Origin of the sequence: Pseudoalteromonas tetraodonis (genome assembly GCF_002310835.1) — a bacterium.
Taxonomy (GTDB): Bacteria; Pseudomonadota; Gammaproteobacteria; order Enterobacterales; family Alteromonadaceae; genus Pseudoalteromonas; species Pseudoalteromonas tetraodonis.
The window spans coordinates 2,636,198-2,650,203 of record NZ_CP011041.1; the positions used below are offsets into that span (position 1 = coordinate 2,636,198).

General features: G+C 39.2%; 10 protein-coding genes. 4 read left to right on the forward strand and 6 right to left on the reverse strand.

Annotated features, from left to right (window positions below):
- Positions 1-5 precede the first annotated feature (5 nt).
- Positions 6-824: a serine O-acetyltransferase gene (gene cysE / locus PTET_RS12320; protein WP_010387694.1), complete on the reverse strand. Its 819-nt coding sequence runs from the start codon at positions 822-824 to the stop codon at positions 6-8.
- Positions 825-1,150: 326 nt separating this feature from the next.
- On the opposite strand from cysE, the gene PTET_RS12325 reads away from it, so the two are divergent.
- Together PTET_RS12325 and PTET_RS12330 are read left to right on the forward strand one after the other, a co-directional pair.
- Positions 1,151-1,558 (forward strand): hypothetical protein, encoded by a 408-nt coding sequence (locus tag PTET_RS12325; protein WP_013465705.1) that lies wholly within the window; start codon positions 1,151-1,153, stop codon positions 1,556-1,558.
- 1 nt (position 1,559) lies between these two features.
- Positions 1,560-1,874: a helix-turn-helix transcriptional regulator gene (locus tag PTET_RS12330; RefSeq protein WP_013465706.1), complete on the forward strand. Its 315-nt coding sequence runs from the start codon at positions 1,560-1,562 to the stop codon at positions 1,872-1,874.
- 75 nt (positions 1,875-1,949) lie between these two features.
- Here PTET_RS12330 and PTET_RS12335 read toward each other — a convergent pair whose 3' ends face one another.
- The gene (locus tag PTET_RS12335; RefSeq protein WP_013465707.1) at positions 1,950-4,832 is read right to left on the reverse strand and encodes a M16 family metallopeptidase; all 2,883 of its coding nucleotides are present in this window, start codon (positions 4,830-4,832) and stop codon (positions 1,950-1,952) included.
- A gap of 249 nt (positions 4,833-5,081) precedes the next feature.
- Between PTET_RS12335 and PTET_RS12340 the strand changes: the two genes are divergently transcribed.
- Entirely contained in the window at positions 5,082-6,038 is a 957-nt protein-coding gene (locus PTET_RS12340; protein WP_010387688.1) for a methylenetetrahydrofolate reductase, read from the forward strand.
- Positions 6,039-6,296: 258 nt separating this feature from the next.
- Here PTET_RS12340 and PTET_RS12345 read toward each other — a convergent pair whose 3' ends face one another.
- Complete coding sequence (locus PTET_RS12345; RefSeq protein ID WP_058155173.1) at positions 6,297-7,016, reverse strand: PI-PLC domain-containing protein; 720 nt, start codon at positions 7,014-7,016, stop codon at positions 6,297-6,299.
- A 321-nt stretch (positions 7,017-7,337) separates the two neighbouring features.
- Here PTET_RS12345 and PTET_RS12350 point away from each other — a divergent pair, with 321 nt between their 5' ends.
- Positions 7,338-7,961 (forward strand): tyrosine-type recombinase/integrase, encoded by a 624-nt coding sequence (locus PTET_RS12350; RefSeq protein WP_004589486.1) that lies wholly within the window; start codon positions 7,338-7,340, stop codon positions 7,959-7,961.
- 248 nt (positions 7,962-8,209) lie between these two features.
- Here the strand turns inward: PTET_RS12350 and PTET_RS12355 are convergent, their stop codons facing one another.
- The 3 genes from PTET_RS12355 to PTET_RS12365 all read right to left on the reverse strand — a co-directional run bounded on the left by PTET_RS12355 (position 8,210) and on the right by PTET_RS12365 (position 13,960).
- Positions 8,210-11,410 carry an efflux RND transporter permease subunit gene (locus PTET_RS12355; RefSeq protein WP_004588883.1) on the reverse strand — a complete coding sequence of 1,067 codons (3,201 nt, stop codon included), beginning with the start codon at positions 11,408-11,410 and terminating at the stop codon, positions 8,210-8,212.
- 11 nt (positions 11,411-11,421) lie between these two features.
- Complete coding sequence (locus PTET_RS12360) at positions 11,422-12,678, reverse strand: efflux RND transporter periplasmic adaptor subunit (protein WP_002962258.1); 1,257 nt, start codon at positions 12,676-12,678, stop codon at positions 11,422-11,424.
- A 64-nt stretch (positions 12,679-12,742) separates the two neighbouring features.
- Entirely contained in the window at positions 12,743-13,960 is a 1,218-nt protein-coding gene (locus tag PTET_RS12365) for a TolC family protein (RefSeq protein ID WP_008468875.1), read from the reverse strand.
- Between the last annotated feature and the right edge of the window lie 46 nt (positions 13,961-14,006).

Here is a 14,006-nt window from a genome sequence, read left to right on the forward strand (position 1 = left end):
AAAAATTAAAGCATTGCACTGGTGTGCGATTCGTTTTCTGGCTCGGGATATTCTAAAAAGTTTTGGTTCATACTTTCTGCCGGGCACTCACAATCAGGGCGACCAATAATTTTTGCAGGTACGCCAACAGCAGTTGTGTGAGGCGGCACAGGGCTTAATACCACTGAACCTGCGCCAATACGTGCGCCCTCGCCCACTTCAATGTTACCCAGTACTTTAGCGCCCGCGCCAATAAGTACGCCCGCTCTGATTTTAGGGTGGCGATCGCCTTGCTCGTTACCCGTACCACCTAATGTAACCGATTGTAATATAGATACATTATCTTCAATTACGGCGGTTTCACCTATAACAATACCGGTGGCATGGTCAAACATAATGCCTTGGCCTACTTTACAGGCAGGGTGAATATCAACCCCAAACACCTCTGAGGTACGGCTTTGAATAAAGCGCGCAAGCTCTTTACGATTTTGTTGCCATAAGCAGTTTGCTAAACGGTGTGCTTGTATGGCGTGAAACCCTTTTAAATTTAAAATCACGGTAAGGTAGGTTTCGGCCGCAGGGTCACGATCTTTTACCGCTTTAATATCATGAGCAACATGTGTCAGCATACGGTCACACTTTACAAAAGCTTGGTCAAACAGCTCACGGATTGTAAAAGCAGAAACCACAGCATCAGCTAGTTTATTAGCAACAATAAAACTCAATGCCGACCCTAAGCACTCATGATTTAAAATACACGAATACACATGGCTCGCTAAAAGGGGTTCACGAGTTACTACTTCATTTGCTTCACTACGAAGCTGTTGCCAAATTTCATGACGCATAATACTGCCTTAAGTTATTACAAAGAGCCTACCGCCAATTCTAACGGATTTAGCCGCCTAGGTGTTAATCCCTTCGTTATTTGTTCTGGTTATTATATATAACCAGTTAAGTTTCAGGTTTATATTACTTTTTTCAAGTCATGTCATATGACAGCTAGGCAGGTTTAACCATTTGTGCAAAAATAAAATAAGTTAATAAAAATCAGTAAATAACAACATATGACAGCACGTGTGTCATGTGCCAAAATAGCCACTGGCGTACTGCTGACGGCGTAAAAAATAATAATAAACGCTAAATTAGCATCATCAACTCAACATGGATAACGATGATGAAAAACGACATATTAAATACAAAAAAATTAGGCTATAAATTTTACTTTCAAGATGGCGATAACCAAATAGCCTGTTTTGGAAGCTACTTTACAGGTAAAGAAGAAGTCTATATTAACGATGACTTAGTTAGCAGTAGACGCAGTGTTAATATAAAAAGCTCACACACATTTGATTTTGAAAATTCGCAGTACCAAGTGAAATTTGACATGCTCAATATACTCACAGGACGACTTGAGTGCACTCTATACAAAGATCAAGAAGTGCTTGCCAAGCAAGTTCAAAGTAGTCTTCCTAGCGATCCTAAAAAAGCGGCTTTTTTTATTCTAGGCTGTGCATTAGGTGGTGCAGTATTTGGCTATACCACTGCAACAGTCGTAGAGCTAATTGTAGGAAAACTTTAACATGCAATTAAACCCTACAACGGTAAAGTCGCTTAGGCACACATTCGATTGGACACAACAACAGCTTGCCGATGCCTGCGATGTAAGCTTGCGAACCATTCAACGAGTAGAAAAAGAAGGTGCAGCCTCAAAAGAAACCACCATGGCCTTATGTGCGGTATTTGAAGTACGCCAAGGTGAGCTTATTAAGCTTGATGAGAACAACCAAAATGATGCCAATAACAGTCCATCTAAAAGTTTTATTGCAGGTTTGATTATTAGCTCTGTTATTAGTTTTGCTCTTGGTGCAGCCTCAGTACTTTTAGTAAGTAACTAGTATTTAAAACCTAAAATATAAAAATGCCCCAATGCTTACTGCACAGGGGCATTTTTTAATACTTAAAAACTTAAATTATTGAAATACTTTATCCACCTTTACTACTTCAATATTTTTTGCAGGAATTGCCAGTTTATAATCAGCAATTACCTTATCTTCAGCCACTAACTCGGCAGGCTTATCGGTGTTATACACCATAGGCGAGGTTTGCATAGTTGCTAAACGTTTTTGCATATCTTCACCATCACCGGTAACAAACACATAGTGAATATTCTCAGTTTGTAGGTTGTCTTTAATCACTCGATTTACATCATCAACGCTTAATGTTTTCAGTTTGCTTGTGACGTAGTTTACAAAACTATCGGTGTTATAAAACTCGCTATCTAGCGCATAACCTAACTGGCGATTTTGACTAGCAACCATTTGTGGCACAAAGTTAATTAAAAAGTTACGCGTGGCTTCAAAATCTGCCTCGGTCATACCATTTTTAATTAGCTTATCTAGCTCAAATAATGCGGTACGGGTTGCAAAATGCGCATCGTTGTTTGAGCGCAGTGGACGCAGCCACACTTGGAATATTTGCTCAGAGCGCCCTAAGTTTGCATCCGGTTTTGTTTGAAACATACCTCTAGGGAAGTATTCAATATAGGCGTAATCACCGTAATTCATACCACGCGTTTGACGAATACGTTCGTACAAGTAACTGTTAGAACTGCGATGCTCACCAAAGTACGAGCGCACTAACCACAATGCGGTCCAGTCTTCGCTGCTACGAATGGTATCAATAGGGAACCCGAACGACACAGCCGTTGATTGCGCTGACTTTTCAACAATCGTTGCATGATGACCTTTAAGTTCTGGCGCATCAGGGATTGTTAAGCGGCTTTGTTCGCCTTTAGGGAGTGTCGCTAAGTCAGCTAACATTTGTGCTTTGAGTTTTTCAGGCACTGCACCAATTAAACCCACAGTAAGTTTAGCTTGTGTAAGTTCAGCATTATAAAACGCTTTAACATCATCAAGGGTCAGCGCTTCTAAATCAGATAAATCACCGTAGTTATAGCTTTCATAAGGGTGGCCTTTATAAAGCACACTGTAGAGCACTTCTTTACCCAACTCTTCGTCGTTAGAAGCTTTTAAACCAGACTTAATGCCATCGATCATTTCTTTTTTCAGACGTTTAAAGTCATCTTCTCTAAAGCCTGGGCTTAACAGCTGCTCACTCACTAAAGCATACCACTGAGCTGCATTATCTTTATGGATACGCCCTTGAAACGACAGCATTTCTTTATCTATTTGATAACCAAAACTACCCGCCAGCGGGTACATTGCCTTTTTAATATCTTTGTAACTCATTGAGGTTGAGCCACCTTGCGCTAGCATTGCGGCAGTTAAAGCCGCTACGCCTTTTTTACCCTGCGGATCGGCAGCGGCACCGGTATTAAATAATAAGTTAATATCGATTAACGGCGAGCTATTAGTTTTATCAAGTACTTTAAAGATTGGCTTACTCGGTACTTGCTGATATTTTGCTACCAATGCATTTAAATCGCTTTCTTGTTCAAAACCAGGGGCTTTATCAAGTGCCGACATAGTAATTGTGGTGCGCGCATTATCAACAAAATACTTATTTGCAACGGCTCTAATATCTTCGCTAGTGATATTGTCTGCCGATTTATACAACTGATTAATCACCTCAGGATCGCGCTCAAAATGCATATAGCTGGCAAGTGTAGAGGCAATTGCTTGCGATGAATCTAAACCATTTATAAAGCTGTATTTAAGATTAGACTTTAAATCACTGAGTTTTTGGCTATCAACCAACTCGGTACGCGCTTTGGCATACGTACGGTTTATAGCATCACGCACTGTGGCTAAATCATCGGCATTTTCAACTTTTACAAATACATGCAGTAACCCTGGATCTTTAGTCTCTGGGTTATAGGTAAACATTTGACTCGCTATTTGCTTTTCTACTACCAGCTCTTGGTAAATATCTGAATTACTAGAAAAATAAAGCTGCGATAGTAAATCTAATGCGGCTCTGTCTTTTTTCTGAGGCTCCCATGCAGCGCCTTTATACGACACAAGTAACCAGTGACCAGGTAGTCCTTCGTTTTGCTCATGCACATATTTTGGCGCTTGTTGAGTTGGCTCTTTTGGAATATCAGCAACATAGTCGCCTTTTTGCCAATTACCCCAGTGTTTTTTAACCATCGCCATGGTCTCTTTTGGCTCAACATCACCAACAATCACAAGCGATACATATTCAGGCTTATAAAACTTATCAAAAAACTCTTTACCGTAGGCCATTTGATCTGGCATGGCTTCAATGTCTTCAAAAAAGCCCATTGTAGTGTGTTTATAGGTATGTTTTTCGAACGCTTCTTGGCGTACCGCACTTAATAATTTACGAATTGGACTGGCGTTATTTTTTAAGTACTCGCCTTTAACCGTTAGCGCTTCGGTTCTAAATTGCTCTTCGGTGTAGCTTAGGTTTTGAAAAATATCAGCTTCAATCTCAAGTACTTTATCAAGATGTTGCTTTGAAAAATTTAAGTGGTAGTTAGTGTAATCGTTAGTTGTGTAGGCGCGGTTATCAACCCCTGAATTTTTTAGAATATCTGAATACACATCTTGCGGAAACTTTTCAGAGCCTTTAAACATCATGTGTTCAAAAAAGTGAGCAAAACCAGTTTTACCTGCTTCCACTTCATTACGCGAGCCTACAGATACAGGTATTTGTAGCGATACTACATCTGGGTAATCGGTTTTAACTACCATCACACGTAGGCCGTTATCTAGCTCTTCTATTAGGTAATCTTGTGAAAAAACACGCTCATCTGCTTTATTAACTTGTTCTTGTTGAGCTGCTGTTTGCGTGTTTTGACTTTGCTGCATAGCACAACCTGTTAAGGCCAGCGATACCGCTAGGCTAGTTGCCAATAATTTAAATTTCATTGTTATCCCTTTTTAAATTGAGCAATTTTTAAAACATTTACCAAACTAAGTATGCCGTAAAGTAATTAAATATAAGAGCCCTAAGCCTATTAATTATGTAAACAACTGTGTCAGTTATTGCTGGTAACTTGGTTTAACTATGAAAATAATTCACGTTAGTTGAGAAACTTTCAATAAATAAATCTATCTAGACGTCTAAATGGCTGCTATATTAAATCCATCATCACAAATTAAGCTGGAATGAGGATTATGGCTTTATCACTTCAAGAAAAAATACAGGACACCAACCAAGGTGTTTACCTAATTGGCACAACACCGCCAAAAATTGGGACTGATAAAGCGCAATTAAAAATCATTGCCGAAAAGTTATTAGGCCGTTTACACGAAATTGAATATGACGGCGTAATTATTTATGACATTCAAGATGAAAGCAGCCGTACAGAGCAAGCGCGTCCATTTGCATTTAAGCAAACAGTTGATCCGCGCGAGTACAGTCAACTCTTACGAGGCTTATCTGATCTTGATGTAATTACTTATAAAAGTGTAGCTCAGCGCGGTGTGAGTGAGTTTAAAGCGTGGTTAGATGAAACTAAAAATGACTACGATTTAAAAAACGTGGTGTTAGTGGGCAGCCCATCATCAGCGGGTGATATAAAGCTAAGCTTACCGAATGCCTACAAAACTCTGGCAGAGCAGTCAGAAGACTTCTTTTTAGGTGGTGTAACCATTGCTGAGCGCCATGCCAATAAGCGTAATGAGCACCAACGCTTAATAGAAAAAACAGCACAAGGGTGCCAGTTTTTTATCTCTCAAGCCGTTTACAATGCACAAGCAACCATAGATTTAATAACCAGTTATGCGCGCACATGCAAAGCACAAGGCCTGACACCTAATCGGATTATATTAACCTTTACGCCTTGTGGTGGTGAAAAAACATTGGAGTTTATGCAGTGGCTAGGTATCTCAGTGCCAGAGGCAACTAAATGGCGCATGCTTGATTCGGAAAATACATTAAGCGAATCGGTACGTATTTGTCGTGAAAATCTCGACTCAATTTTAAAAAGCTGTGCGCACTTAGGTGTACCACTGGGCTTAAATATTGAAAGCTTAACCAACCGTAAAGAAGAAATAGACGCATCAATTAACTTATACCGTTTATTAAAAGCAACAATGGAACTCAACCTTGCGGAGAAACTAATAGCTTAATTGCGGGGTTCGGGGTTCGGGGTTCGGGGTTCGGGGTTCGGGGTTCGGGAAGAGATTATTGGATGCTCCCTTTATATCAATAAGTAAAATCAAGATAAGTGTTTAATATTTACGAGGTAGACGCCGAGCTTGAAAAGCAGTTTATTTTCATAAGTACTAACTTGATCTGTGAGGTTTGAACTGTAGGACTTTATCAAATCTAACAGTCGCATTTGTGCCATTTGCGGACTGTCGTAACCTTAGACTCTTGTTAGCCATTTACTCTGGTAGTGAAAATGTGAACTCTTGATAGTCGTGTTCTTTAGTCAGTGCTGAGGCTGTATTTTCAAAGTGCTGTAAAAAAAATTCAGACTCTACTGAATCAGGTGTCACATGCTCTTTCACAAATGGGTGCAATGCAATTCCTGCATTCAGAGACAAAGGCACAAAGTTGAAAAATATTTGAGATTTACTGAAACCTAAAGATTTTGCCTCTTCTTCAAATTTATCTGCATTTAAATAGTTACGAATTAGATCTCTAGCATTAGCTCTCAATCTTGATTCATTTCGTGGCAAAGTTAACAAATCGTCTAAATCAGACCAAGATAGAGGTATATCAAAGTACCCTCCACCTTCTTCCTCTTCAGGTACAACAGAATTTACGTATAGATACTTCTTTTTGTTTGTAGGCTTTTCACAAACTTGATTATGGTAGTTCCATAAACTTCTAATTCTGTTTGCTTTGTTATGGTGGCGAGCATTGCGAATTGCCAGAATTATGCAAAGTTCAGGGACTGAATACCAATCTACTGGCTTTCCTAATTCTTGCGCCATCAAATCATATAAATTATGGAATGCATTTAATTTTGCGTTAATTGCAGTTTCCACAGTACCCACGGCTTCTGCTCTATCAATATCAATTAATTGTTTTAATCTTTGATTCGATTCAAGCAGAACTCTAAACGTTTGAGTCAGGTCTTCGAAGGAATGGGTAAGCATATAAACTCCGTACGTATGAATTAATGGCTAACAGCTTATTGAACACCGTTTTGGTGGTTTATAACACACCAAAACGGCGTATATTACATACCCCGATAATTTCACCAATAATTTCCTTTGTAAACAAGTAATTAAAATAGCGAGATATTAAGCATGTTATTTTTCCCCAAAGCGGCGTTTAATAATGTTATCGAACAGAATTAGGCTCTTACTCAAAGAAGTAATAATAAATTTAACTTTTCAGTGTCCGCTCCTCGCTCATACCCGAATTCTTTTGTAGCGAGCTAAGCTTAAAACTCCATAAACACCGGAGTACAACTAATGCACCAGTTAACTATATATCAGCCTAAAGAGCCTTGGAATAAAAATAAGCTTGTAGGACAAAAGTTACCTCTAAAATTACAGCAAATATGGGCTATCCGAATACGACTGGAACTTTTTCATAAAATAAGAGATCTAGCACTATTTAACCTAGCCATAGATAGCAAACTAAGAGGGTGTGATTTAGTTTCACTAAAAGTTAATGACATTGCACATGGTAAAGCAATCCAATCACGGGCAATAGTCGTTCAAAAAAAGACTGGTATGCCTGTTCAATTTGAAATTACTGGAAATACAAGGAAATCAATTGTGGCGCTCATAGAGCAATTTACTCTCAATTCTTATGATTACTTGTTTAAGTCACGAATTCATTCCTCTGAACACCTTTCAACCCGTCAATATGGACGTATAGTTGACTCTTGGGTCACCTCAATTGGGTTAGATAAGACTCAATATGGCACTCATTCAATGAGACGTACCAAACCATCACTAATTTACAAAAAAACTAAAAATTTAAGAGCCTGTCAGCTTCTACTTGGCCATAGAAAACTAGAGAGCACTGTCAGGTACTTGGGAATAGAAGTTGATGATGCGTTAGAAGTATCAGAACAGATCGATGCTTAAATTTGAACCTAAGCCAGACTCGAAGTTAGAGTCTGGCACGTGCCATAATCCGACCTTGAGACACATAGAGATTAAGACTGCAAAGATACGAAAGCGGAAGTTAGCTTTGGCCTGTTTAACGACAAATATTCCGACAAAGCAGTCATGACTATTAGTTTATTGTTAAATCTAATCTTTCTTTTCGTTCATCTACTCAATAACCCCACGCTAAACGTGACTTTAGCGTGGGGTTAGAGTTCACAGTAATTTTATCTGGATAGCTCTTTTATTTTTTTCTCTGAAAACCAGCGATATAAAACAGGTAAAACAAATAATGTTAACAGTGTTGCAGTTACCAAGCCGCCAACAATAACACTCGCTAATGGGCGCTGTATTTCTGCACCAACACCATTAGACATTAACATCGGTATCAAACCTAAAGCTGATGTTATAGCAGTCATAAGTACAGGTCTTAATCTTGAAGTAGCGCCTTCAAAAACGGCTTTAGATGCTTCTAGACCGTCTTTAATACGTTGGTTGATACTTTCTACCATAACGACCCCATTCAATACCGCTACACCAAATAAGGTAATAAAGCCAACGGAGCTTGGTACAGACAAGTATTGTCCAGATAAATATAAGGAGAAAACTCCGCCAATTACAGCAAGCGGCACGTTGACCAATATCAGCATAGCTTGACCAACAGAACCAAAGGCAAAGTAAAGTAGTAGTGCGATTAGTGCTAACGATAAAGGTACAACTATAGCTAACCTATTTTGAGCACGTTTTTGACTTTCGAACTGGCCGCCAATCGAAACAGAATAACCTGAAGGTAAGTCAACCTTTTCAGCAATTACCGTTCTGATATCGGCAACCACGCTTCCCATATCTCGATTTTGTACATTTGCTTGGATAACGACTCTTCGTTGTACATCATCGCGTCTAACTTGTGGTGGGCCTGACTCAAATGAGACTGAGGCTACGTCACCCAGCCGCACCCAAGCACCAGTAGGTGATTGAAGCCGAATATCAGCAATAGCTTCTTTGTTACTTCGGTACTCTTCCTCTATGCGAACGTAAATATCATAACGTTCATTACCATTGATTATTTGTCCGGCTTCAACACCACCAATACCATCACGCACAACCTCCATTATGTCACTCACAGACAATCCAAAGCGTGATAGTTCTTGCCTGTTAGGACTTATCACCAATTGCGCTTCACCAGCAATTTGCTCCAATGCAACATCCCTTGCACCTTCAATGTTTTTAATTGCTGTTTCTATTTCTTGACCTTTAGCCGCCAGTACCTCAAGTTCAGGCCCAAACAACTTTATCGCCAACTGAGCCTTAACACCAGATAGTAGCTCATCGACACGAGTCGCAATAGGTTGAGAAAAGTTGAGTAGCAACCCAGGGAATTCTTCTAAAGATCTCTCCATTTTTCCTTGAAGTTCATATCGATTAGATGCACTGGTCCACTCAGAAACAGGCTTCAACCCTATGTAAATTTCGATGTTATTCACAGGCTCTGGGTCTCCACCTATTTCTGCTCGACCAATTCGGCTTAATGCATAGGTTACTTCAGGAAAAGCCATTAGTTTTTCTTCTAGAATTGGTGCCACAGTGAGCGCGGTATCTAAACTGGAAGAAGGTGCAAGCGTTGCTCTTAAGTTTATCGTCCCTTCTTCTAACTCAGGTACAAATTCAGTACCAATTAATGGAACTAATGCAAAGGCAGAGAAAACTAATATAAGTGCGGCTGAAATGACTAATTTGGTGCGTTTTAGTGCGAATGTAAGCCCTTTTCTGTAGAGTTTGTCTAATGGCCTAAGAACAAAGCTTTCCCTCTCTTTTACACCTGACTTAAATAAATAAGTAGCTAAAGCGGGTACAACAAACAACGCAACCACAATAGCAGATATAACAGCTAAAATGATGCTTATTGCCATAGGTTGAAATAACTTTGCCTCAACACCTTCAAAGCTAAATAAAGGCGTAAATACGACTAAAATAATAGAAGCTGCAAAAAATACGGGACGAGCCACTTCTTTACCCGCATTTTGAAGACGTAACTTAATACCATGCTCATCTTGTTCTACATCATGTGGATCAGTATCAGCACTAGGCACTCTTTCTTTTACAGTTTTTAAATGGGTAGAGTCTGGTCTATTTAAATGCTTAAACATGTTTTCAACCATCACGACTGAACCATCAACTAGCATACCAATGGCTACGGCAATGCCACCCAATGACATAAGGTTTGCAGAAATGCCCCACCAAGCCATGATCATTAACGCGATACCAATTGAAATTGGAATAGATATTAGGACAAGGAAGGTTGCACGTATATTCATTAAAAATAGTGCTAATACAATACAGATGAAAATAAATGCTAGTAATAGTGCATCAACTACTGTATCAACGGCTTTTTCAATCAAATCAGCCTGATCATAAAATGGTTCAAAGCGAACACCTTTAGGCAATGCTTGATTAATCAATGGGATTCTTGCATTGATACCATCAATGGTGGCTTTAGTATTAGACCCCATGCGTTTTAAGACAATGCCAGAGACAACTTCACCTAAATTTTCGACTTTACCGTCTTCGGTTTTGCGCGTCATTGTGACAGCACCTTGACGAATTTCACTGCCCATTTCAACTTTAGCAATATCCGAAACCGTCACAACTGTCCCATCAACTGTTTTGACGGGAACTTGTTTGATATTACTAATACCAGCGTCACCACTTTCAAACCAACCTGCACCTCTAATAACAAGCTGCTCTTGCCCACGGTTCATATACCATCCGCCAACATTGGCATTGTTGTTATCTAGGGCACCAACAACGTCTTCTTGCGTTAGGTTATAAGAAAGAAGCTTAGATGGATCTACATTTACTTGGTACTGCCTAACAATACCTCCAAAGGAGAGTACATCAGTAACACCATCGACAGGCATAACGAGTAATTTTACTACCCAATCATTGAGACTCCTGAGTGCCATAGCATCATAGCCTGCATCTTTATCTGAAATAAGAAGGTACTGAAATACTTGGCCTAGCCCTGAGGTGTTTGGCCCCATTTCGGGTGTGCCGACACCTTCTGGTATCAGTTCTTTTGCGGCTTGAAGACGCTCAAATACAAGTTGTCTTGCAAAGTAAATGTCGGTGCCTTCTTTGAAAACAACCGTGACGCCAGACAAGCCTGTTTTAGAAATTGAGCGCACTTGTTCTACATCAGGTAAGGCATACATGACCGCTTCAATGGGGTACGTAATGAGTTGTTCAACTTCTTCAGCAGCTAGTCCTGGCGCTTCAGTATTTACAGCAACTTGAACATTAGTAACATCAGGAAAGGCATCTAAATTTAGTTTTGGTATAACCATAATTGCGCCGACAATTGTGGCAAACAGCGCAATCAAAATCAGGAGTCTATTATTAACAGACCAATCTATTATTTTATTAAACATAGTCTTGCTCCTTAGTGGTTATGCGGATCAAATCCGCCTTTAGCGATTTCAGAAGCAACAAAAAATGCGCCTTTGGTTACAATTCGCGTCCCACTATCAAGGCCAATGATTTCCCTAAAATCACCTAAGGCTCGGCCTAGTTCTACTTCTACAGCTTTAAATTCTCCAGGGTGGTCTTCGACAAATACGGTCCAATCACCATCTGCGCTGCGGATCAATGCTTCTTCTGGCACAGCCATCACTTTCTGCTTTGTGGCAAACTGAAAGTAAACTTTTACAAACATACCTGAATGAAGGTTATCATCAGCATTCTGTACCCCCAATCTAATAATTCTTGTACGAGTTACGGGATCAATTGTATGGGCTTCTTGGATAACTTTGGCATTGTAACTCTGGCCTTCTAATTTAAGTACCGCAGGAGAATCAATTGATAAATTTAGCTTTTTATTTGGAGAAACTTTTGCTTCAACCCATAGTTGTTTTTCATCAGCTAACAACATGACTGAATCCCCAGCATCAACACGTTGCCCTTGGATAAAGTCGTCTTGAAGCACGACACCTTCACGGTGCGCCGTTAATGCATATTGTCCAAATGCTTTAATGTCTTTGTTAGAAATACCATTTATTGCTTTTTCAGTTAACCCTAAAGCAATGAGCTTGCCATAGCTCGCATTGTATGTTGTTTCAGCTTGTAATAATCGACTTTCACTCACCGTCTTATTACCCAGCTTTTTTACACGTTGCCATTCGGTTGAAGCGATTAAATAGTCAGCTTGTGCTTGTGCCATTGCTTCACTAAATAATGTAACTAACTTCTGACCTATTTCTACATACTCGCCAAGCGCTGCATGGCGACTGATAATGACTGACTCTGTACGTGGTGATACCACATAACTTTTATAGCCATTAGCTTTTATTTCGCCAGGTGCATATACGGAGCTAAATTGATATTCAGGCTTAACACTTTCCACTTTAATGTTAGCAAGCGACATCTTCTTTGGATCAATAGTGATACCTTCTTCATGTCCTTCTTCTCCCTCTTTATTACCACCTTCATGGCCGTGCTCGTCATGGTCACCTTTATCTTCTTCATGTCCCTTTTCGTGTTCATGCTCATCTTGATGTTCTTTTTCTTCTTGTTTCGAAACGTTTGTGACAGAACCAGTTCCATCTGACGACTGTGCAAAAGCATCATGATTTGTAGTAAACCCAACTAACAGGCAGCTAATTACTACGGCTAAAAATTTTTTACTAATTACTGTATTCATTTTTGTAACCTATATTTTTAATAAATTTAAGATTTCGTTTTTCGCTACTGAAAAAACAAAGCGCTCAAATCTCAAATTTGGATAACTGACCCATACTTAAAATGAAGGATATTTCTGCAAGCTTGAATTGATTTTCCAAACGTATTCCTGCATGAAGCCCTTCCGCACGTTGATTTAATGCAAGTAAGTAGTCAGAAGTATTAATGTCACCAGCTTCCCAGCGCTTATTTAATAAGTTTTCGCTGCTATCTAATCTGCCTTTTGTCAGTTTTTGCCATTGCTCATAATATTTTTTACTGACAATAAGCGATTCATAATTAGCTTTTGCTTCAAATGACTGCTTTCGATAAACCGACCGAAAGTTAGCCTCTGCTGCAATTGCTTCTGAATAAGCGGCTTTAACAGTATCTGAATAGTTATTTCTGATATTTAAAGGCATTGAGAAAGTCACGCCAATCAAGTCTTCATCTCCACTTTTCCCTGCGTTAACTCCAATGGTTGGATTGGCTTTAGATTCCATAGTGGTTAGTTGAGCTTTAGATTGTTTTATCTTCCATTGCGCTCTAGCGAGTTTAACTTTTGGATGTTCCTCAACCCACTGAGAGTTAAATGAATAGTTTGTTGCTCCAAAAGTAAATGAAAACAAATTGGTAGTATTAGGCGTCCAATCAGGCAATAACTCCTGAACATTTACCTCTGCATTTTTCAAAGCAATTTGCGACTCAGATATTTCACTGAAAACTTGGGACAAGTTTAAATAAACCAGTTCAGCGTCAAGTGGCTCTAAAAGTCCTGCTTTTCGCTTATCTTCAATAATTCCAACGAGCGTTTGTAATTGATTTTCTCTTACTGAAAGTAACTGAGCCACCTTTTTTGCTGCTTGCCAATTAACTATTGCAGTTAAAGCGTTAGCCTTTTTAGAATCGAGTAGAGATAACAATTGTTGCTGGTTTGCATAAACACCAATTTCACCAATGCTTTTATTTGCTGATTGCTTATCCCAAAAATCAATCGTTTGACTGATACCAATAGAATAATTATCAAAATCACCCTCTTTTTCATAGCTTGCTTCAAGCTCTGGGTTATATACGGCTTTAGTTAAGCTCTTGGCTCTATGATTACTTGCATTAAGTAACTCTTTAGCCGCAACAACTTCGGGATCTTTATTTATTTGACTATCTAGCCATGAAATACTTTTCTGTTTGGCATAAGTGGCAACTGAAAAACTCACAGCCATACATAAAGACAGGACTAAACCTGCATTTTTTAAATATATATACATAAAAATTCTTAATTTTAAAATTAATAAACACGAAACCTTTATCCAT

Bases quoted from the DNA above. Each gene is read 5' to 3' on its own strand.
- cysE (WP_010387694.1), bottom strand. From the start codon at position 824: ATGCGTCATGAAATTTGGCAACAGCTTCGTAGTGAAGCAAATGAAGTA.
- PTET_RS12325 (WP_013465705.1), top strand. From the start codon at position 1,151: ATGATGAAAAACGACATATTAAATACAAAAAAATTAGGCTATAAATTT.
- PTET_RS12330 (WP_013465706.1), top strand. From the start codon at position 1,560: ATGCAATTAAACCCTACAACGGTAAAGTCGCTTAGGCACACATTCGAT.
- PTET_RS12335 (WP_013465707.1), bottom strand. From the start codon at position 4,832: ATGAAATTTAAATTATTGGCAACTAGCCTAGCGGTATCGCTGGCCTTA.
- PTET_RS12340 (WP_010387688.1), top strand. From the start codon at position 5,082: ATGGCTTTATCACTTCAAGAAAAAATACAGGACACCAACCAAGGTGTT.
- PTET_RS12345 (WP_058155173.1), bottom strand. From the start codon at position 7,016: ATGCTTACCCATTCCTTCGAAGACCTGACTCAAACGTTTAGAGTTCTG.
- PTET_RS12350 (WP_004589486.1), top strand. From the start codon at position 7,338: ATGCACCAGTTAACTATATATCAGCCTAAAGAGCCTTGGAATAAAAAT.
- PTET_RS12355 (WP_004588883.1), bottom strand. From the start codon at position 11,410: ATGTTTAATAAAATAATAGATTGGTCTGTTAATAATAGACTCCTGATT.
- PTET_RS12360 (WP_002962258.1), bottom strand. From the start codon at position 12,678: ATGAATACAGTAATTAGTAAAAAATTTTTAGCCGTAGTAATTAGCTGC.
- PTET_RS12365 (WP_008468875.1), bottom strand. From the start codon at position 13,960: ATGTATATATATTTAAAAAATGCAGGTTTAGTCCTGTCTTTATGTATG.